Here is a 19,303-nt window from a genome sequence, read left to right on the forward strand (position 1 = left end):
CCTCACAGCTGCGCCCGGACTGCGGCGTGCAGATCCCGCAGCCCGGAACGTTCGGTGGACACCTCGAGTACCCGGATACCGGTGTTCCCGGCGGCGAGCGCGGCCGTCAGGTCCGGCAGTGCGACGTGACTGTGCGGAATCCGGTAGGCGGCGCACAGGGCGGCCAGATCCATGCCGTGCGGGGTACCGAAGACCCGCTCGAACACCCCCGCGTACTGCGGGTCCCCCTGCTCGAGCAGTTCGAAGATACCGCCGCCGTCGTCGTTGGCCACAACGATCGTCAGATCCTCCGGACGCGGCTCGCCGGTGCCGATGAGCAGGCCGGACGCGTCGTGCAGGAACGTCAGGTCCCCGAGGAGGGCGACGGTGCGACCCGGGTACGCGAGCGCGGCACCGACCGCGGTGGACACGGTGCCGTCGATGCCGGCGACACCACGATTGGACAGCACCCGCACCCCGGTCCGTGGATAACTCACCAGGGCGGCGTCGCGCACCGGATTCGATGCCCCCAGCAGCAGCTGGTCGCCGTCACCGACCGCGTCGAGCACCGCGGCCGCGACGTGCAGGCCGGTGGTCGTCGGATGCGCCGCCAGCTGGGAGCGGACCGCCTTGTCGGCGTGCGTGGACAGGTGCCGGCAGCGGTCGAGCCACGCCGGGTCCGGGGTGCCGGACACCACCGCGCGCGTGCCGGTGGCCAGGACGTTGCCGGACACGTCGGGCCAGCGCGGCCCGGTGGTGAGCGCGTACACCGCGACGGACGGGTCGGCGAGCAGTTTCGACACCGGGCGGTGCAGCGTCGGACGTCCGGTGATGATCGCCTGCCGCGGCTTGAGCTGCGGCAACGCGAGCGGATGCAGCGGGATACCGTGCAGCGGCGCGGTGGGCTCGGCGACCGTCGGCAGCCCGGCCAGTTCGGGCCGGTACGCGGCGCCGTGCCCGGAGATCACGACCGTGTCGGCGGTGATGTCGACGTCCATCGGGACGTCGAGGGTGGCGTGCGTCGTCGTCGTCCACGCCGCGCCGTCCGGGCGGCCTCCCGGGACGAGACCGCGGGCCTGCAGATCGGGGACGAGGGGTTCACGCAACGGAATGTCGAAGTGCACGGGGCCCGCGTTGCCGGAGCGGGTGCCGCGGGCCGCGGCCAGCACGCGGCACACCGCGGAACGCCATTGGCTGTTCTGCTCGTCGAACCGGATGCCGCGCTGCGATTCGTCGCCGGCCTCCTCGGCGAGTCCGAGACTGATCGCGGCCCGCACCTGGCTGCCGAACAACCCGAACTGTTCAACGGTCTGGTTGGCACCGGTGCCGAGCATCTCGTACGGCCGGTTGGCGCTGAGCACGATCAGCGGGAGACGCGCGTAGTTGGCTTCGAGGACGGCCGGGCCGAGGTTCGCGACGGCGGTCCCCGACGTCATGACGACCGGGACCGGGTTGCCGCCGGACGCCGCGAGCCCGATCGCCAGGAATCCGGCGGTCCGCTCGTCGATGCGCATGTGCAGACGGATCCGTCCGGCAGTGTCGGCGGCCTGCAACGCGAATGCGAGCGGCGCGTTGCGCGACCCGGGGCAGAGGACGACCTCGCGTACCCCGCCGCGGATCAGTTCGTCGACGACGGCGGTGGCCTGGGCAGTGGACGGATTCACGTCGTCCAGATTGGCAGACGCGGCGGGCATCGGCCCACGCGGCATGGGGACGGGGTCGCCGCGCCCACACCAGTCATTTAGGGTTGGCTACACTTACAACCGATTCGTGGGGTGGACACCATGGCCAAGACCTCCAAGTTCGTCAAACCGGAACAGCGCGAGATCGTCTCGGCGCACGTACTCGGCAGCAAACAGATCAGCCCGAACTTCATCCGCGTCACCGTCGGCGGCGACGAACTGCGCAACTTCGTCCCGATGGGCTACGACCAGTGGTTCCGAATGTTCGTCCCCGACCGGGAACGAACCGGCTTCCGGCTGCCCACCGCGTCCGGCAACCTGCTCTGGTACGCGCAGATGAAGACGATGCCCAAGGACGTCCGCCCCGTCCTGCGGAACTACACCGTCCGCGAATACCGGCCCGGCGGCGGGATTTTCGGCGACGGCCCCGAACTCGACATCGACGTCGCGGCGCACGGCGACCTCGGGCCGGCGTCCGCGTGGGCCGGATCGTGTGCGGCCGGCGATCCGCTCGGGCTGCTCGACGAGGGCCTCATCTACAACCCCACCCCCGACGCCCACTGGCACCTGCTCGTCGGCGACGAAAGCGCGCTGCCCGCGATCCTGGGAATTCTGCGCTCCGCCGACCCGGACCTACCGATCCGCGCCTACGTCGAGATCGCCCACCCCGACGACCGGCAGGACGTTGCTGTCGGTGACCGGGCCGAACTGCACTGGCTGGTCCGCGACGATCCGTCCGCGAAACCCGGGGAACTGGCACTCGCAACCGTGCGGGCCGCCGACCTGCCTGCAGGGAAACCGTACGTGTTCGTCGCCGGCGAATCCGACCTCGCGACCGGACTGCGCCGCCACCTCGTGAACGACCGCGCAATCGCCAAATCCGACATCGCCTTCACCGGCTACTGGCGGTACGGACACGCCGCGTACTGAGCCCGAACGACAGCGAGCCCGCCCGGATCATCGGGCGGGCTCGCTGCTGTGCGACTAGGCCGCGTGCTTCTGCACCAGATCACCGAGGCGCGGGAGCGCCTCGATCACGTGCTTCTTGGCCGACGGGCGCAGCGTCGAGTAGACCTTCTTGATCGCGCCCTTGTCGCTGCCTTCGATGCGCTCGTCGGTGACGCCGAGGAGGGCGTCGGCGACCGCATCGCTGCGGGCGGCCAGGAATGCCGAGAAGCTGCTCTCACCGCTGCCGGCGAATTCCTGCCAGAACGGGTCGAGCCGCACGACGAACTCCGGCAGGAGTCCTTCGATGGCGTCCGGGACGATCGACGGCCCGACCTTCTTGACGGCGCCGTAGCCGCCCTTGAGCGCCAGCCCGGACGCGCCCTTCTTGTCCGAGACCTCCGCGTCGACGAGCGCCTCGACGTCCGCGCGAACCGCGGGAATTCGAGCGTCGTCCAGCAGGGTGTCCTTCAGCGCTGCAACCACTTTCCATGCCTCCGTTATCGACTGGTCCATTTCGGGCGGCCACGACACTATACGAACGGGGGATCGATGCTGGTGACGAGCAGTTCGTGACAGCGGCGAATCCGGTCGAGCCACCAGTGCGTGCGGTCGGGTGCGGCGGCGAGTTCGTCGAGCAGACCCGGGTCGGGAACTACGGGAGACACGTCGAGCATGCCGTCGGACATGCGGCGGGGACGTGCGGTGACGTCGGCGGCGAGCAGTCCCCCGGTGCCGAGTCCGCACGCGTGCCGCAGGTCCGGAAGTGCCGCTGCCGCAGCAAGTCCGGCACCCATTCCGACAGCGGTGTCGAGGGCACTGGACACCACGACCGGCACACCGTGACCGGCGAGTTCGTCGGCGAGCGACAGCAGTCGACGCATCCCGCCGAGCGGCGGCACCTTCACGACGGCGATGTCGGCGCCGCCGGCCCGCACCACCTTCAGGGGATCCTCGGCGCGGCGGACGGATTCGTCGGCGGCGATCGGCACGTGCCGGACACGTCGCCGGACGGCAACGAGTTCCGGGACGCTCGCGCACGGTTGTTCCGCGTATTCGAGGGGGCCGTCGGCGGTCAGTGCGGTCAGTGCGGTCACCGCGTCGTCGACGCTCCAGCCGCCGTTCGCGTCGACGCGCACGGTCGGGACCAGTTCGCGTACCGCGGCGACGCGGGCGACGTCGTCGGCGAGGCTCTGCCCCTTCTCGGCGACCTTCACCTTGGCGGTCGTCGCGCCCGGGAAGCGGGCGAGGATCTCGGGCACCCGGTCCGGGGCGACGGCGGGCACGGTCGCGTTGACGGGGATCCGGTCCCGCACCGGCGGCGGGGCACCCACCCAGGCCGCTTCGAGACCGGCGCGCAGCCAGTGCGCGGCCTCGGCGTCGTCGTATTCGGGGAACGGCGCGAACTCCCCCCACCCGGCGGGACCGTCGAACAGGGCCGCTTCGCGGACGGTGATGCCGCGGAACCGGACCCGCATCGGCAGGCTCACCACCCGCACGCGGGACAGGACGTCGTCGAGGGCAGGCAGGTTCACGGCTGCCCCGGCAGCAGTTCGACCATGAGGGCCTCGCAGTCGGCGAGCACCGTGCCGTCGAGGTCGCGCAGTTCGGCGGTGCAGAAGATCTTGCGGCCCGAGGTGCGTTCCACCCGGCCCTCGACGACCAGCTCGGTGTCGATCGGGGTGACCTTGCGGTAGTTGACGTGCAGGTATCCGGTGCGGGCGATGGGATGCCCGGCGGCGTGCACGATCATGCCGAGCATGTCGTCGAACAGCAGCCCGATGGTGCCGCCGTGGGCGGCGTCGTTGCCGCCGCGGTGGAACGTGCGGAACCTGCCGCGGGCCCGGACGCCGTCCGCGTCGACCTGTTCGAACAGCCACGGCAGAAGCAACAGGCTGCCCCGCCCGGGCAGGTGCCGGTTGAAGCCGGCCGGTGAGCGTCCCTCCGGCACCGTGTACGGCTCGAGCAGATCGCTCACCTCGTCGATGCGGGCGGTGACGGCGGCGAGGTCCGTGTCGGGCAGGTGCGTGGAGACGGCCAGATCCTGCAGGCGGCGCAGCGATTCGACGAACCGCCCGTAGTTCGGTCCGGCCTCGGTCGGCGTGAAGTCGAGGAAACCGATCCGGCGTTCGTTCTGCACCTGTTCGCTCATTCCTGCACGGTAGCGCCGAGCCGTTCCCGTCCGGCGCCTATCCTCGGGTCCGTGACTTTCGACCCGCAGCTCTGGCGCCCTGTCCCCGGCTTCGAGGACCTCACCGACATCACGTACCACCGTCATGTCACCGAGGGCATCGTCCGCATCGCGTTCGATCGCCCCGAGGTCCGAAATGCCTTCCGCCCGCACACCGTCGACGAGCTGTACCGCACGCTCGACCACGCCCGGACGACGTCCGACGTGGGCTGTGTCCTGCTCACCGGCAACGGCCCCAGCGAGAAGGACGGCGGTTGGGCGTTCTGTTCGGGCGGCGATCAGCGCATCCGCGGCCGCAGCGGCTACCAGTACGCGTCGGGAGAGACGGCGGAGACGGTGGATCCGGCGCGCGCCGGGCGGCTGCACATCCTCGAGGTGCAGCGGCTGATCCGGTTCATGCCGAAGGTCGTCATCGCCCTCGTCAACGGCTGGGCCGCGGGCGGCGGGCACAGCCTGCACGTCGTGTGCGATCTGACGCTGGCGTCGCGGGAGCACGCCCGGTTCAAGCAGACCGACGCCGACGTGGGCAGCTTCGACGGCGGCTACGGCAGCGCCTACCTCGCGAAGATGGTGGGCCAGAAGTTCGCCCGCGAGATCTTCTTCCTGGGCGACACCTACACCGCCGAGGAGATGCACCACATGGGTGCGGTGAACAAGGTCGTCGACCACGACGAACTCGAGAACGTCGCGATCGAGTGGGGCACCAAGATCAACGGCAAGTCACCGCAGGCGCAGCGCATGCTCAAGTACGCGTTCAACCTGCAGGACGACGGCCTGGCGGGCCAGCAGCTGTTCGCCGGCGAGGCCACCCGCCTCGCCTACATGACCGACGAGGCCGTCGAGGGCCGCGACTCGTTCCTGCAGAAACGGGACCCGGACTGGTCGCCGTACCCCTGGTACTACTGATCATTTCGCACTGCACGTCGTCGAGGTTCGCGTAGCAGGGAAGCCCGCTACGCGAACCTCGCGGTGCCCGAGGCGGCAGTCTCATTCGTACAACCACACATGATCGGGATTGGGCCGCACACTCCGGCCCAGAATCCGATTCACTGCCACGGAGTGTTCGAGCCGTCCGCGCAGCACCTCGGCACGACGAATGGCATATCCGGATATCTTCTTCGCGGAGATCTGATAGGTGCCGATGTAGTCGACGACGTCTTTGGCGAAGGCCGTCTTGAACTGGCCGACGCCTTTCCGTGGATGATTCGGGTCGGCCATGTTCCACGACGCGGGCGTTCCGTCCAGGTCGTACCGGAGGCAGCCTTGTTCCCGCGCCCATTTCATCGCCTCCCACTGCAGTGCGTATGCAGCGCGTGAATCCCCCAGGCCGCACAGCCGAGGGTCTCCGGGATTCTTTCGGACGGATCCGGCACCGAAGTACAGGGCGTTCTCACCGAAGGTGGTGACGAAGGACGAGGCCACGACCTCACCGTCGTGGACGGCGAAGAACATCTGCCCGTTCCCGGAACTCGCGTAACGCTGGAGAATCGCGGACGAGGCCTGCTCTCCCGGAATCCAGAAACGTCCACCGCTGGTCGCGGACAACATTCCGTAGAAGATTCGACAGTTCTCGTCCGTGGTGTCGACCCGAACGGCCCGGACCCCTTCCCGCTCGGCACGATGAATGGACTTTCTCGCACGTTTCTTGAAGCGCGCCGCCACCTCGTCCTCGGACCCGGTCAGATCCACGACGACGGTGTGGTCCTCCAGCCAGGATGCGGTGCGGTGGAGACCGTTCTGCTCGAGGTACGCGATGCTGTCGGGATCGTGCCGGAGCAACGTCTTCATCCTGACGGCGGACACGTTCTGCGCGGCAGCGAACTGCGCCAGGGCCCGTGCGGCGCGAACCATGTCCTCGGCCGTCGTGACCGGCGGCCCGATCAGCACCCACATCGTGCCCAGGAACGGGACCCGCACAGTGAATCCCGTGACCGCTTGCCCGTCGACCACGAGGTGGACCGGCGAGTATCCCTGCAGTTTCATTCCGTCGATATTTGCTTGCGAACGGTAGACGGTCCCCTCGTCGGGGCTCGCCAGCACGAGCCGGTCCCACTCGAGAATCTCGTCCGCGTCGGCGAATCGAATGTGCACTACCGGCCTCCTGTCGGCTACACGGGCAGGAATCGGCGCCTCCCGTGCGCCGACCGGTCGAGCCGTCCCGTCCGACGTGCAGTCACACGAGTAGGCCGAACCCCCTCCACATCCGGCCACCTTACCGATGTTACAGTTCACGCGTGGGGGCACAAGAAACAATGAAAGACAATGTTTTCCGGTGGCGCGATCCTAAACGTTATCTCTGGCCGTTCGGACTGGCAGCGGCGGCGGGACCGTTCATAGCCTGGTTTCTCGGCACTTATGTCTGGGGACTGCTGTGGGGATTCGGCGGCTACTTGTTCGTGGTGGTCGTACCGTTGATCGACGCATTCACCGGAGCGGACAAGAGTAATCCGCCGGAAGAAGCGATGCGCACACTTTCCGCGGACAAGTACTATCGCTGGTGCACTTTCGCCTATCTTCCCCTCCAGTACGCCTCCTTCTTTTTCGGATTCTGGTGCATCGCATTCGCGCCGATGACGACCGGGGAGAAGACCGGCATGGCCATCACTCTCGCCGTGAGCGCCGCCATCGGCATCAACGTGGCCCACGAACTCGGACACAAGAAACCTCGGCACGAGAAGTGGCTCGCGAAGATTGCGTTGGCGCAATCGTTCTACGGGCATTTCTACATCGAACACAACATCGGCCACCACGTGCGTGTCGCCACTCCGGAGGATCCGGCCAGTGCCCGATTCGGTGAGTCCGTGTGGGTCTTCTTCCCCCGCGCGATCTTCGGTGGACTCGTGAGCGCCGTGCGATTGGAATCCGCCCGCCTGCAACGCCGGGGTCACCGGTTCCTGAGCGTGCACAACGACATACTGCAGTCGTGGACCCTGAGCGTGCTGATGTCCGCGGCGATCGTCGTACTGTTCGGAATCGACATGATTCCGTGGATACTGCTGCAGGCATTCCTCGCCATGCTGCTCCTGGAAACCGTCAACTACATCGAGCACTACGGCCTGCTCCGCCCCGTCGGCCCGAACGGCAGGCCCGGCCGGGTCCTTCCGGAGCACAGCTGGAACAGCGATCACTCGTGCAGCAATCTCTTCCTCTTCCATCTGCAGCGGCATTCCGACCACCACGCCAATCCTCGCCGGCGCTACCAGACGCTGCGGTCCTTCGACGATGCTCCCCAGCTGCCCGCGGGATATGCCGTCATGGTGGTGCTCGCGTTCGTTCCTCCGCTGTGGCGTCGAGTCATGGACCCCCGGGTGCTCGCCCACTACGGCGGCGATATCCGGCGAGTGAACGTGCAGCCGTCGAAAAGGGACAGGATCCTGCGGAGATACCCGGTCCCGCCCGAACAGGAATACGTCCGGCAGTCCACGTGAATCGCCGATAGTCGCCGCGCATCCCTCGAGAACCCGGCGCGGTACCGCCACGACCCGCACACTGGATCCATGACGGACCGTGAACGCCCGGCACCGGAGCACCGCCGCCCGGACGGCGTCACCGACGCCGAGGTGGAGGCTGTCGGCAGGGTGTCGGAGGCACTCGAGACCGTCGAACAGGCCCGCGGCCATCTGTATGCGTTCCATCAGCTCCTGGGCCGGGCGGACCGCCAGCTCGGGGACGCCGTCGACAAGTTGCGCGACGCCGGGCACGACGAGACCGCGGACCGGCTCGAAACGGACCTGGTGGGACGCAACGTCCTCGACGGTCGCTGGACGTTCCAGGTGGTCGAGGAGTTCGACGACACCTACTGGTCGGTGTTCCGGGACCACGAGCGCGCCGTCCGGGACGAGATCGTGGCCGGCCACCGGCACGTGTTCGAGGCGGAGATGAAGGAGGCCCGGCGCACACACGGCCGCCGCGGTCACGAGTCACGCCCCTGACGGCAAGGAAGGACGACCGTGGAAATTCTCAGCAGCCGGACGATCCTGCGTCCCCGCGACTACGAGGTGACGCTGTCGTTCTACCGGGACGTGCTCGGCCTGGCGATCGCCCGCGAGTATCCGGGCGGGACGGTGTTCTTCGCGGGCCAGGGCCTGATCGAGGTGACGTCGCACGGCGGGTCGGGGCTGGAGTGCCGGTTCACGGGCGCCCTGTGGCTGCAGGTACGCAACCTCGCCGACGCCCACACCGAACTGGTGCGGGCGGAGATCCCGATCGTGCGGGAACCACAGCTCGAACCGTGGGGCCTGCGCGAGATGTGGATCGCGGACCCCGACGACATCCCGATCGTGCTGGTGCAGATTCCGGAAGATCACCCCATCCGACGCGACCTGCGCTGACGCCCCGCCGTGTGCCTCTTCGGCAGTGGCGGCCACCGAAAAGACGCCCGGGTACCGAAGGCGCCCGGAGTGAGTGTCGACACACCCCCGGGACCGTCGGTCCTGGTGACCGGAGAACGGAACCCGGTGTACCGCCCGTTCATCTGATGCTCGCTGTACTTTTACGCGTTCGATACGCACAATTCGCTTGTGACCGCAGAGCTTGTCGTTCTCTTGGTGGTGGTCGTCACTGCCCTCGCATTCGACTTCACGAACGGCTTCCACGACACCGGGAACGCGATGGCCACATCCATCGCCACCGGCGCGCTCCGCCCCAAGGTGGCGGTGGCACTCTCGGCAACCCTCAATCTGATCGGCGCATTCCTCTCGGTGGAGGTTGCGGCGACGGTCGCGAAGGGTGTGGTCAATCTCGGTACCGTCAGCGGCGAGGCTCTGCTGTTGATCGTGTTCGCCGGACTGGTCGGCGGCATCCTGTGGAATCTGGCGACGTGGCTGTTCGGTTTGCCGTCGAGTTCGTCGCACGCCCTGTTCGGTGGCCTGATCGGTGCGGCGATCGCGTCGATCGGCATGAACGGTGTCGAGTGGGGTGGGGTGCTCGGCAAGGTCATCGTTCCGGCACTGCTCGCCCCCGTCGTCGCGGCGCTCGTCGCGGCGGTCGGCACGAAGCTGATCTACCGGATCACCCACGCCGTCCCCGAGAAGACCCGCAGCAAGGGGTTCCGGGTCGGCCAGGTCGGCACCGCGTCCCTCGTCTCGCTCGCGCACGGCACCAACGACGCCCAGAAGACGATGGGCGTCATCTTCCTGGCCCTGGTAGCGCACGGCTCGATCACCGCGGACGCCGAGATGCCGTTCTGGGTCAAGTTCAGCTGCGCGGTCGCGATCGCGCTCGGCACCTACCTGGGTGGCTGGCGCATCATCCGCACGCTCGGCAAGGGCCTGGTGGAGATCTCCGCACCGCAGGGCATGGCCGCCGAATCCTCGTCCGCCGCGATCATCCTCACCTCGAGCCATTTCGGGCTGCCGCTGTCGACGACGCATGTGGCGACCGGCTCGATCCTCGGTACCGGGCTCGGACGCAAGGGCGCCGAGGTGCGCTGGGGTGTGGCCGGGCGGATGGCCGTCGCATGGCTGATCACTCTGCCGTCGGCCGGTATCGTGGGCGCGATCTGCTGGGCACTGGCCCACGTGATCGGTGGTCTTCCCGGCGTTCTCGTCGTGTTCGCCCTGCTCGTCGCACTGTCCGCTTTCATGTACGTGCGCTCGCGCCGCGAGCCGATCGACCCCGACAACGTCAACGCGGAGTGGGACGGCGGGTTGACGCCTGCCGCCGACACCTCCGGATCGGATACGCCGGCGGCCGTGACGAACCGTCCGGGGCGTTCCCTCGACACCGACCATCCCGCCAGCGGCACCTGAGAGGAGAGGACCGATGGATCTACTCACGGATACCGTGAACTCGCTGTGGCAGGTCGTCCTCGTCGGACTGTTGTTCGGCGCCGGGCTGCCGGCGATCTTCGCCCTCGGCCTGAAGTCCCTGTCGGTGGGTGCGGAGCCCGGGACGGACGGGCCGCCGTCGGCGGCCGGCAAGCTCGGCGCGGTGGCGTGTTTCGCGGTCGTACTGATCGCGATCACCGCTGGGATACTGATGTTGATGCAGGACTTCCTCGCCAGCAGCTTCAGCATCCACGTTTTCTGAACGCGGTGACGGGCGTACCCGTCTCCGCTGTTCCTTCGTGAAAGTGATCGCACCGGTGAACAACAAGTTTTCGCTCCGCTCGGTCCTGGACTGGCTTCGTGCCGGTTACCCGGAGGGAATTCCTGCCAAGGACCATTTCGCGCTGCTCGCCGTACTCGGACGTCGGCTGACGGACGAGGAGATCAGCGAGATCATCGAGCTGTCCATCGCGACCGCACACGAGCATCCGGATCGGCACGTCGACTACGACACCCTCCAGAAGATCATTGCCGGGGTGCTCCGTGAGGAACCCACCGAAGAAGACATCGAGCGGGTCACCGAACATCTCGTGGCGGGCGGGTGGCCCGTCGTCGATTCCGATGCGGCGGCGTCCACCGACGACCGTCAGGACGCGTCCGACAGCGAGCACTGACGGACCGAGACCGGGAGCATGATGTGAGCCTGCCTCCTTTCCTCTCCTCGATCGTCGACTGGTTGCGCGCCGGATACCCCAACGGTGTCCCGGAGCAGGACTACGTGCCGCTGTTCGCGTTGCTGACCCGCCGCCTGTCCGAGGACGAGGTGGACGTGGTCGCCGCGGCCCTCGTCGAGCACGGGGACCTTCCGATCTCCAAGACCGACATCCAGGTGCTGATCACGAAGATCACCAACGAGATGCCGCTCGAGTCGGACGTGGACCGGGTGCGCACCCATCTCGCGGAGGGTGGCTGGCCGCTCGCCGGACCCCGGCCCTGACCGCCGTGACACGATCGGGTGGTGAGTTCGGTGCTGCGTGTTCTCCCCGTCCCGTCCGGCCCCGCGGTGGTCTCGATCCTGCCGGCACTGGGGCGCGCCCTCGGCGGTGACGGTCCCCCGCTGCTGCCGGTCCCCGAGGGGGACGCGAAGGAGACGGGCCGGTTGACGGCGGCGCTGCGTCCGGGCGAGCCGATCGACGAGACCGACGACGGCGTCGCGCTCGTACCGGCGACGTCGGGGACGACGGGGGTACCCAAGGGGGCGCTGTTGTCGGCGCGGGCGTTGCGGGCGAGCGGCACTGCGACACACGACCGGCTCGGTGGCCCGGGGGCGTGGCTGCTGGCGTTGCCGGCGCATCACGTCGCGGGCCTGCAGGTGCTGTTGCGGAGTGTGCTGGCTGGGACGACGCCGGTGGTCGTCGACGTCGCGAACGGTTTCGATCCGCGGCTGCTGCCGGCGGCGGTGGATGCCCTGTCGGGTCCGCGCCGGTACACGTCGCTGGTGCCGACGCAGCTGGTCAAGGCGCTCGACCATGCCGACGCGACGGCCGCGCTGGCCGACCTCGACGCTGTTCTGCTCGGTGGTGCGGCGACACCGGCACCGGTGCTGCGCCGCGCCGTCGACGCCGGGATCACGGTGGTGCGCACCTACGGGATGAGCGAGACGTGCGGCGGCTGCGTGTACGACGGCGTCCCGCTGGACGGGGCGAAGGTGCGGCTCGACGACGGTCGGGTGCTGCTCGGCGGCGACATGGTCGCGTCGGGGTATCGCGGTCTGCCGGGGCATCCGGCGTTCGCGGAGCCGGGCTGGTTCCGCACCGACGACGCGGGCCGGTGGGACGACGGCGTCCTGACCGTCGTCGGGCGGCTCGACGAGGCGATCTCGACGGGCGGGCTCACGGTGGTGCCGCAGGTGGTGGAGGCGGTGCTGGCGGAGCATCCGGGGGTGCGGGAGTGCGCGGTTCTGGGGGTGCCGGACGATCGGCTGGGGCAGCAGGTGGTGGCGGTCGTGGTGCCGGAGGCCGGGTGGGTGCCGTCGGTGCCGGAGCTGCGGGCGCACGTGGGCGCAACCCTGGACGTCACCGCGGCGCCGCGGGAGGTGCGGGTGCGCGAGTCGCTGCCGGTGCGGGGGCCCGGCAAGGTGGATCGGGCCGGTCTGCGCGCGTGGTGGCTCGCACACGACACCGCAGGTGGTCGAACGGGCAGTTGACGGGCCCCTCCGGCACCGCGCTTGCACCGCGTGCAAGTGCGGTGCAAGGCCTCTGCAAGCCGGCGCCGTCACAGTCGGGGCATGAACTTCGACACCTCGTCCCCCGCCATCGAGGCCGTGGGACTCGTGAAGACCTTCGGCCGGCAGCGCGCCGTGGACGGCGTCAGCCTGACCGTGCCGACCGGATCGGTGTACGGCGTACTCGGCCCGAACGGCGCCGGCAAGACCACCACGGTGCGGATGCTCGCGACGCTGCTGCGCCCCGACGGCGGGCAGGCCCGGGTTTTCGGGCGCGACGTCGTCCGTGAATCGACGGCCGTCCGGTCCCTCGTCGGGGTCACCGGGCAGTACGCGTCGGTCGACGAGGATCTCACGGCCACCGAGAATCTCGTGATCTTCTCGCGACTGCTGGGGCTGAGCCGTGGCTCCGCGAAACGCAAGGCCGCCGACCTGCTCGAGGAGTTCGCGCTGACAGAGGCGGCGTCGAAGCCGCTGAAGAACTTCTCCGGCGGCATGCGCCGGCGCCTCGACCTCGCGGCCAGTCTCATCGCGCATCCGCCGCTGCTGTTCCTCGACGAGCCGACCACCGGCCTCGACCCGCGCACCCGCGCCCAGATGTGGGAAACGATCCGCCGACTCGTTGCCGAGGGGTCGACGGTCCTGCTCACGACGCAGTACCTCGACGAGGCCGACCAGTTGGCGGACCGGATCGCGGTGATCGACCGGGGCCGGGTGATCGCCGACGGCACCGCCGACGAGTTGAAGGCGTCGGTGGGTACCTCGGCCCTGCAGGTGACGCTCGCGGACCGCAGTCGCCTCGACGAGGCCCGGACGCTGATCTCCACGGCTCTCGGTACCGCGGCGACCGTCACCCCCGAGTCGGGCCGGATCACCGCGCCGCTGCAGGATCCGTCGGTCACCGCGGATCTGCTGGTGCGGCTGCGGGACCGGTCCATCGCCGTCGACGAGCTCACGGTCTCGAAGCCGAGCCTCGACGAGGTGTTCCTCACCATCACCGGACACGACACCGCCGAGACCGAAGGAAGTGCCGCATGACCACCACCCTGAATTCCCCTACCCGGCAGGCACATTCCCGGACCGTCGAGGCAGTCGACCGGATCAGCCTGCGGGACACGTTCGCCCACAGTTTCACGATGGCGTATCGCGGGATCCTCAAGTTGAAGCACAATCCCGAGCAACTGTTCGACGTGGTGATCCAGCCGCTCGTCTTCACCGCGATGTTCACGTACATCTTCGGTGGCGCGATCTCCGGTGACGTGCAGTCGTACCTGCCGATCATCATCCCCGGCATCCTGGTGCAGACCGTGATCACGGCGTCGATCGTGACGGGCACCCAGCTGCGCGAGGACATGGACAAGGGAGTGTTCGACCGGTTCAAGTCGTTGCCGATCGCCCGCATCGCACCGCTGTCGGGGGCGTTGCTCGCCGATGTCGTGCGCTATCTCATCGCGACGACGCTGACGATCGGTGTCGGTATCGCGATGGGGTACCGGCCGGGCGGCGGGTTCGTCGGGGTGGCGGCCGCGGCACTGCTGGTCCTGGTGTGTGCGTTCGCGATCAGCTGGATCTTCGCTCTCATGGGCGTTCTGATGAGCAAAGCATCTGCGGTGCAGGGCATTTCGATGCTGGTCCTGTTCCCGCTCACGTTCATGTCGAACGCGTTCGTGCCGGCCGAGACGATGCCCGGTTGGATGCAGGCGTTCGTACAGGTCAACCCGGTGTCGCACCTGGTGACGGCGGTCCGCGACCTCGCGAACGACGGGTACGTCGGGATCTCCGTGGTGTGGGCGCTGCTCGGGGCCGCGATCCTCGTCGCCGTCCTGGCACCGCTGACGGTGCGCACCTACATGCGCCGGACCTGACCGGTCACGGGATCTCGGCGAGCAGGTCGAGGATCTCACGGTGCGCGGCGGCGCGCGGCGTCCCCTGCACGGACGTCAGCGCCGCCGCGACGGCGTCCGGGCCGACCACGGATCGGGCGGCGTCGAGGTGCCGGACGAGCTGCATCGACGGATAGTCCTGTCGGGCACGCACTCTCGTCGCCAGAGCGAGGAGGCGCAGCGCCCGACCGCCGCCGGTACCGGTGACGATCCGATGGCCGGCGACCGCGCACGCCACGGCACCGGTCTGCGGCAGGTCCGGGTAGCCGGACGGTCCGAGTCGCTGCACCGACGCGGCCGTGAGCTGCTGTACGAGGGCCGCGACCGGTTCCGGACGGTGTGCGAGCACGTGGGCGTCCACGGCGGCCGCGGCGAGCATGATCTCGAGCGGGTCGGCGGGGAGCGTGCTCTCGAGACCACCGGTGTACTCGACCGCACGACGGTACTCGGCGAGTCCCCGATCGACTTCCCCGACAGCGAGTTCGGCCTCCGCGGTACTCGCCGACAACGACGCGCGGTCGGGGGTGTTCTCGTTCGACGCACCACCGGCGGCCTGCGCACGGAGCGGGACGAGGGCCGCGAGTTCGGCGCGCGCATCGGCGATCCGGCCGTCCCCGACGAGGGCGGCCACGAGGAAGGCCCGCACCTGCAGCCCCTCGTCGTACAGGTGCAGCTCCCACAACCCCTCGGCGGACGACCGGAAGAGATCCACCGCCTCGCCGTACCGGGCCGCCTGCGAGCACAGCCCACCGAGATGCTGGAGCACCATCGCCAGGCCCCACGTGTCGTTCAGTTCCTGCGCGAGCTCGAGTGCTTGCCGCGCATCGGCTTCCGATCCGAACAGATCCCCGTTGTTCTCCCGGAGGGAGGCACGCGCCATCAGTGCCGCGCTGCGGGCCCCCGGATCGGGCGAACGGACCGCCGTCGCGAGCATCCGGGCGAGACCCCGGCCGGAGCCGGGCATCAGCACGAGCGAGAGGTTGACGCGCGACGACGGACCGAGGTCGGTGCGGCCGGCCGACAGCCGGCGCATCCGGGTCCGGGCCACCGCCGTGGCACGCAGGTTGCGACCCATCGCCGCGTGGGCGGCGATCAGCACGTACGCCGACGCCAGCAGGTCACCGGGCACGTCCGCCGGGCCGAGGCCGGAACCGTCGAGTTCGAGTACGCGCGGCGCCCACGCGAACACCTCCGAATGCGCGCCCCGCAGCGACCACGTGCCGCCGAGGACCGGGAAGATCGTGTAGACGGCGGCCGGCAGGTTCGCCGACAGCGCGTACCGCATCACATCGAGCAGGTTGTCGTGTTCCGCCTCCACCCGGTGCGCCGCCGCAACCTGACGCCCGGACACGAAGTCGTGGAACGTGTTCCGTGCCAGGTCCTCCGCCCACTGCACCGTCCGGCGGTGCACTTCGGCGGTTTCGGCGGCGTCCGAGCGGTCCTCGCCGAATTCTCGTACCGTCTCGAGCATGTGGTAGCGCACACCCACTGCGCCGGCAGCAGCGGCGTCGGCGTCGGCACTGCCGCCCGGTTCGACCACCGACAGCATCGACTGGTTCACCAGCCCTTCGAGGGCGTCGTCGACGTCGAGGACCTCACCCCACTGCGCGACCGATACCGCCGCGTCCGACGTGAATCCGGCAGGGAACCGGCACAGTCGGCGCAGCGTCGCACGTTCGGCGTCCGCGAGGAGGTTCCAGCTCCACTCGATGACCGCCCGCAGCGTGCGATGCCGTTCGGGGGTCGTCCGGTCGCGGGACCGCAGCAGTGTGAAGCGGTCGGCGAGACGGGTGTTGATCTCCTCGACGCTCATCGTGCGCACCCGGGCGGCGGCGAGTTCGATCGCGAGCGGCAGCCCGTCGAGGGTGCGGCACAGTCGCGTCACCTCGACGTCGTCCAGCCGCACCGACGGGCGCACCGCCTGCGCGCGGGCCCGGAACAGTTCGACCGCCGGGGAGCCGTCGTCCTCGATCGCCAACGGCGGCAACGGATACACCGACTCCGCGGTGAGGGCCAGTGGTGCCCGGCTGGTCGCGAGCACCGTCAGGTGCGGGCTCGCCGCGATCAGGTCGGACACCACGTCGGCGACGTCGTCGATCAGGTGCTCGCAGTTGTCGAGGACGAGCAGCGACGGTCGCACCGCCAGGGCGTCGCGCAGCCGGCGGCGGGCGTCGTGGATGCGGGTGCGGGTGAGTCCGCCGGGCGTCAGATCGTTCTCGCTCAGGCCGAGCGTGCCGCTGATCGCCGCGATCAGGTCCTCGCCGCTGCGCAGCGGCGCCAGCTCGACCAGCGCGACCGGCATCCGTGCGGCCACCGTGTGACCGAGCGCGTGCGCGACCCGGGTCTTGCCGGTGCCACCGGGCCCGAGGACCGTCACCACCCGCGACGACGCCAGCAGCCGTTCGAGCGCCGCCAGATCCGATGCCCGGCCCAGCAGCCGATTGGGTGCCGCCCGCAACCCGACCGCGCCGGCCGGCGACCGCGGCGGCCGGGACTCGCCCGTCTCCGCCGCATCCTCCCCGCGCAGGATCGCGGCGTTCAGTTCGGCCAGGTGCGGCGACGGGTCGGCGCCCAGCCGGCCCGCCAGCCGGACCCGCAGGGCCGCGAACACGTCGAGTGCCTCCCCCGAACGCCCCACCCCGCGCAGGCACTCCATCAACCGGGCGGCCGCGGTCTCGTCCAGTGGGGACGCGGTGGCCGCGGCCCGTGCGATCGGCAGCGCGTCGTCGAATCGGCCGACGGCGATCAGCGCGCCGAGTTCCGCCCCGGCGAGGAGCCGGCGGTACGACGCCGCCTCCCCGGCCAGTGCGTCGGCCAGGCCCCCGACCGGAAGGTCCGCTCCCGGTTCACCGCGCCACAACCGTCGCGCATCCTGCACGGCGTCCAGCGCGGCGGGGGCGTCACCGTCGGCCAGATCCTGTCCCGCCCGCCGGGCGAGTACCCGCGCCAGCGCCACATCGACCTGTTCCGGTGCCAGCACCAGCCGGTACCCGGACGGCCCGGCCTCGATCGCGCCGTCCGGCAACGCCGAACGCAGCCGCGAGATCTGGGTGTGCAACGCGTTCGCCGGTGACCGCGGCGGCGTGTCACCCCACACGTCGTCGACGAGCGAACCCGCGCTGCGGCTCCTACCGGGACGCAACGCGAGCGCCACCAGCAACGCCCGCGCGCGAGGACCGGGCAGCGGCACCAGCTTCCCGTCACGACGTGTGGCGACGTCCCCGAGCAGCGCCACCTCGACCGGTGGCCGCACGGGTGCCGGAGTCGTCGGATCGCTCGTCACGGGATACACCGGCGCCCAGCCTATGGGAGCACTCGACCGCCGAGCCACCCGATTCGGTGGAGGTGAAAGGATCGCCGCATGGCTTCTGTGTCCCAGTGGATCGAGGGCGCTCGTCCGCGCACCCTCCCGAACGCGATCGCCCCGGTGTTCGCCGGTACCGGCGCGGCCGCGTCGCTCGACGGCGCCGTGTGGTGGAAGGCGCTGCTCGCGCTGGTCGTGTCGCTCGCGCTGATCGTGGGCGTGAACTTCGCCAACGACTACTCGGACGGCATCCGTGGCACCGACGACGAGCGGGTCGGCCCGCTGCGCCTGGTCGGGTCGAAGGCGGCGTCCCCGGCATCGGTGAAAGCTGCTGCGATGGGCTGTTTCGCGGTGGCCGCGGTCGCCGGTGTGGCCCTGGCGCTGGTGTCGGCGTGGTGGCTGATCCTCGTCGGCGCGGTGTGCATCCTGGGCGCCTGGTACTACACGGGCGGCAAAAAGCCCTACGGCTACAGCGGTTTCGGTGAGATCGCGGTGTTCGTGTTCTTCGGGCTCGTCGCCGTCCTCGGCACCCAGTTCGTGCAGGCCGGGCGCGTCGACTGGGCGGGCCTGCTCGCCGCGATCGCGGTCGGCTCGTTCTCGAGCGCGGTCCTGGTCGCGAACAACCTGCGCGACATCCCCACCGACACCGAATCCGGAAAGATCACGCTCGCAGTCACTCTCGGCGACGCCCGCACCCGGATCCTGCACCTGGTGCTGCTGGTCGCCCCGTTCGTCGTCACGCTCGCGCTCGTCGTGCGGACGCCGTGGGCGCTGGTGGGCCTGCTGGCCCTGCCCCTGGCGGTCAAGGCCAACACCCCCGTGCGTACCGGAGGCCGCGGCCCCGCACTGATCCCCGCCCTCGCGGTCACCGGTCAGTCGATGCTGGTGTGGGCCACGGCCACCGGGCTCGCCCTCGGTCTGGGCTGACCCCGGCGGCCCCGGCCCCTGATGCCCGGTCGGCCGGTCGCTCGACTGCTCAGGCGCGGTGGCCGAGCACGTTGACGACCGTGCCGTCGGGATCGCGCACGAAGAACCGTCGCACCCCCCACTCCTCGTCCTGCAGCGGGTGCACGATCTCGGCGCCCCGCGCGACCATCGCCGCGTGGACGGCGTCCACGTCGTCCACCTCGATGCTCACGTCCGGGTGGACGGGGGCGGTCGCGTCGTCGCCCATGAACGTCACCTGCGCGGTCGGGTTCGACGGCGACGCCATCGTCGCCACCCACCCCTGGTTCATGACCTCGACGAATCCGAGGTCTCGGTAGAAGTCGCGGCTCGCCTCGAACGACGCGGACCGGATGTCGGGTACCACCCGCCGGATCGTCAT

20 protein-coding genes are annotated in these 19,303 nt (G+C 69.6%); 13 read left to right on the forward strand and 7 right to left on the reverse strand.

Annotated features, from left to right (window positions below):
- Positions 1 to 2 precede the first annotated feature (2 nt).
- Complete coding sequence (menD, locus tag Q5696_RS17185; protein ID WP_305095348.1) at positions 3 to 1,643, reverse strand: 2-succinyl-5-enolpyruvyl-6-hydroxy-3-cyclohexene-1-carboxylic-acid synthase; 1,641 nt, start codon at positions 1,641 to 1,643, stop codon at positions 3 to 5.
- 120 nt (positions 1,644 to 1,763) lie between these two features.
- Between menD and Q5696_RS17190 the strand changes: the two genes are divergently transcribed.
- Positions 1,764 to 2,591, forward strand: a complete 828-nt coding sequence (locus tag Q5696_RS17190; RefSeq protein WP_305092471.1) for a siderophore-interacting protein — start codon at positions 1,764 to 1,766, stop codon at positions 2,589 to 2,591.
- A 54-nt stretch (positions 2,592 to 2,645) separates the two neighbouring features.
- On the opposite strand, the gene Q5696_RS17195 is transcribed toward Q5696_RS17190, so the two are convergent.
- The 3 genes from Q5696_RS17195 to Q5696_RS17205 are packed head-to-tail and all read right to left on the reverse strand — an operon-like array spanning position 2,646 to position 4,758.
- Complete coding sequence (locus tag Q5696_RS17195; protein WP_305092472.1) at positions 2,646 to 3,092, reverse strand: DUF6918 family protein; 447 nt, start codon at positions 3,090 to 3,092, stop codon at positions 2,646 to 2,648.
- 47 nt (positions 3,093 to 3,139) lie between these two features.
- Positions 3,140 to 4,141 carry an o-succinylbenzoate synthase gene (locus tag Q5696_RS17200; RefSeq protein ID WP_305092473.1) on the reverse strand — a complete coding sequence of 334 codons (1,002 nt, stop codon included), beginning with the start codon at positions 4,139 to 4,141 and terminating at the stop codon, positions 3,140 to 3,142.
- Positions 4,138 to 4,758, reverse strand: coding sequence for a PaaI family thioesterase (locus Q5696_RS17205; protein ID WP_305092474.1), 621 nt, complete (start codon positions 4,756 to 4,758; stop codon positions 4,138 to 4,140). The genes Q5696_RS17200 and Q5696_RS17205 overlap by 4 nt, the downstream gene beginning before the upstream one ends.
- A 51-nt stretch (positions 4,759 to 4,809) precedes the next feature.
- Here Q5696_RS17205 and Q5696_RS17210 point away from each other — a divergent pair, with 51 nt between their 5' ends.
- Positions 4,810 to 5,703, forward strand: a complete 894-nt coding sequence (locus Q5696_RS17210; protein ID WP_305092475.1) for a 1,4-dihydroxy-2-naphthoyl-CoA synthase — start codon at positions 4,810 to 4,812, stop codon at positions 5,701 to 5,703.
- Positions 5,704 to 5,784: 81 nt separating this feature from the next.
- On the opposite strand, the gene Q5696_RS17215 is transcribed toward Q5696_RS17210, so the two are convergent.
- Positions 5,785 to 6,888 carry a lipid II:glycine glycyltransferase FemX gene (locus Q5696_RS17215; RefSeq protein WP_305092477.1) on the reverse strand — a complete coding sequence of 368 codons (1,104 nt, stop codon included), beginning with the start codon at positions 6,886 to 6,888 and terminating at the stop codon, positions 5,785 to 5,787.
- A 161-nt stretch (positions 6,889 to 7,049) separates the two neighbouring features.
- Here Q5696_RS17215 and Q5696_RS17220 point away from each other — a divergent pair, with 161 nt between their 5' ends.
- The 10 genes from Q5696_RS17220 (at position 7,050) to Q5696_RS17265 (ending at position 14,654) form a co-directional block, all read left to right on the forward strand.
- The gene (locus Q5696_RS17220; protein WP_305095349.1) at positions 7,050 to 8,225 is read left to right on the forward strand and encodes an alkane 1-monooxygenase; all 1,176 of its coding nucleotides are present in this window, start codon (positions 7,050 to 7,052) and stop codon (positions 8,223 to 8,225) included.
- 69 nt (positions 8,226 to 8,294) lie between these two features.
- Positions 8,295 to 8,729, forward strand: coding sequence for a hypothetical protein (locus Q5696_RS17225; protein ID WP_305092478.1), 435 nt, complete (start codon positions 8,295 to 8,297; stop codon positions 8,727 to 8,729).
- Positions 8,730 to 8,747: 18 nt separating this feature from the next.
- On the forward strand, positions 8,748 to 9,128 hold the full coding sequence (locus Q5696_RS17230; protein WP_305092479.1) for a VOC family protein: 381 nt from the start codon (positions 8,748 to 8,750) through the stop codon (positions 9,126 to 9,128).
- A gap of 189 nt (positions 9,129 to 9,317) precedes the next feature.
- Complete coding sequence (locus Q5696_RS17235) at positions 9,318 to 10,547, forward strand: inorganic phosphate transporter (RefSeq protein WP_305092480.1); 1,230 nt, start codon at positions 9,318 to 9,320, stop codon at positions 10,545 to 10,547.
- Between the two features lie 13 nt (positions 10,548 to 10,560).
- The gene (locus Q5696_RS17240; RefSeq protein ID WP_305092481.1) at positions 10,561 to 10,827 is read left to right on the forward strand and encodes a hypothetical protein; all 267 of its coding nucleotides are present in this window, start codon (positions 10,561 to 10,563) and stop codon (positions 10,825 to 10,827) included.
- A 43-nt stretch (positions 10,828 to 10,870) separates the two neighbouring features.
- Positions 10,871 to 11,239, forward strand: a complete 369-nt coding sequence (locus tag Q5696_RS17245; RefSeq protein WP_305092482.1) for a DUF3349 domain-containing protein — start codon at positions 10,871 to 10,873, stop codon at positions 11,237 to 11,239.
- 23 nt (positions 11,240 to 11,262) lie between these two features.
- Positions 11,263 to 11,562 (forward strand): DUF3349 domain-containing protein, encoded by a 300-nt coding sequence (locus Q5696_RS17250; protein ID WP_305092483.1) that lies wholly within the window; start codon positions 11,263 to 11,265, stop codon positions 11,560 to 11,562.
- A gap of 21 nt (positions 11,563 to 11,583) precedes the next feature.
- Positions 11,584 to 12,771 carry an o-succinylbenzoate--CoA ligase gene (gene menE / locus Q5696_RS17255; protein WP_305092484.1) on the forward strand — a complete coding sequence of 396 codons (1,188 nt, stop codon included), beginning with the start codon at positions 11,584 to 11,586 and terminating at the stop codon, positions 12,769 to 12,771.
- An 81-nt stretch (positions 12,772 to 12,852) separates the two neighbouring features.
- On the forward strand, positions 12,853 to 13,827 hold the full coding sequence (locus Q5696_RS17260) for an efflux ABC transporter ATPase subunit, DrrA-related (protein ID WP_305092485.1): 975 nt from the start codon (positions 12,853 to 12,855) through the stop codon (positions 13,825 to 13,827).
- Positions 13,824 to 14,654 carry an ABC transporter permease gene (locus Q5696_RS17265; RefSeq protein ID WP_305092486.1) on the forward strand — a complete coding sequence of 277 codons (831 nt, stop codon included), beginning with the start codon at positions 13,824 to 13,826 and terminating at the stop codon, positions 14,652 to 14,654. The genes Q5696_RS17260 and Q5696_RS17265 overlap by 4 nt, the downstream gene beginning before the upstream one ends.
- A gap of 4 nt (positions 14,655 to 14,658) precedes the next feature.
- On the opposite strand, the gene Q5696_RS17270 is transcribed toward Q5696_RS17265, so the two are convergent.
- On the reverse strand, positions 14,659 to 17,955 hold the full coding sequence (locus Q5696_RS17270) for an ATP-binding protein (protein WP_305092487.1): 3,297 nt from the start codon (positions 17,953 to 17,955) through the stop codon (positions 14,659 to 14,661).
- Between the two features lie 78 nt (positions 17,956 to 18,033).
- Between Q5696_RS17270 and Q5696_RS17275 the strand changes: the two genes are divergently transcribed.
- On the forward strand, positions 18,034 to 18,903 hold the full coding sequence (locus Q5696_RS17275; protein WP_305092488.1) for a 1,4-dihydroxy-2-naphthoate polyprenyltransferase: 870 nt from the start codon (positions 18,034 to 18,036) through the stop codon (positions 18,901 to 18,903).
- A 49-nt stretch (positions 18,904 to 18,952) separates the two neighbouring features.
- On the opposite strand, the gene Q5696_RS17280 is transcribed toward Q5696_RS17275, so the two are convergent.
- Positions 18,953 to 19,303 carry a VOC family protein gene (locus Q5696_RS17280; protein WP_305092489.1) on the reverse strand — a complete coding sequence of 117 codons (351 nt, stop codon included), beginning with the start codon at positions 19,301 to 19,303 and terminating at the stop codon, positions 18,953 to 18,955.

Origin of the sequence: Prescottella sp. R16, from assembly GCF_030656875.1 — a bacterium.
GTDB lineage: Bacteria > Actinomycetota > Actinomycetes > Mycobacteriales > Mycobacteriaceae > Prescottella.

Excerpts from the sequence above, each read along its gene's own strand:
- Q5696_RS17190 (WP_305092471.1), top strand. The coding sequence starts at position 1,764 with ATGGCCAAGACCTCCAAGTTCGTCAAACCGGAACAGCGCGAGATCGTC.
- Q5696_RS17275 (WP_305092488.1), top strand. The coding sequence starts at position 18,034 with ATGGCTTCTGTGTCCCAGTGGATCGAGGGCGCTCGTCCGCGCACCCTC.
- Q5696_RS17205 (WP_305092474.1), bottom strand. The coding sequence starts at position 4,758 with ATGAGCGAACAGGTGCAGAACGAACGCCGGATCGGTTTCCTCGACTTC.
- Q5696_RS17260 (WP_305092485.1), top strand. The coding sequence starts at position 12,853 with ATGAACTTCGACACCTCGTCCCCCGCCATCGAGGCCGTGGGACTCGTG.
- Q5696_RS17220 (WP_305095349.1), top strand. The coding sequence starts at position 7,050 with ATGAAAGACAATGTTTTCCGGTGGCGCGATCCTAAACGTTATCTCTGG.
- Q5696_RS17225 (WP_305092478.1), top strand. The coding sequence starts at position 8,295 with ATGACGGACCGTGAACGCCCGGCACCGGAGCACCGCCGCCCGGACGGC.
- Q5696_RS17240 (WP_305092481.1), top strand. The coding sequence starts at position 10,561 with ATGGATCTACTCACGGATACCGTGAACTCGCTGTGGCAGGTCGTCCTC.
- Q5696_RS17265 (WP_305092486.1), top strand. The coding sequence starts at position 13,824 with ATGACCACCACCCTGAATTCCCCTACCCGGCAGGCACATTCCCGGACC.
- Q5696_RS17280 (WP_305092489.1), bottom strand. The coding sequence starts at position 19,303 with ATGACGATCCGGCGGGTGGTACCCGACATCCGGTCCGCGTCGTTCGAG.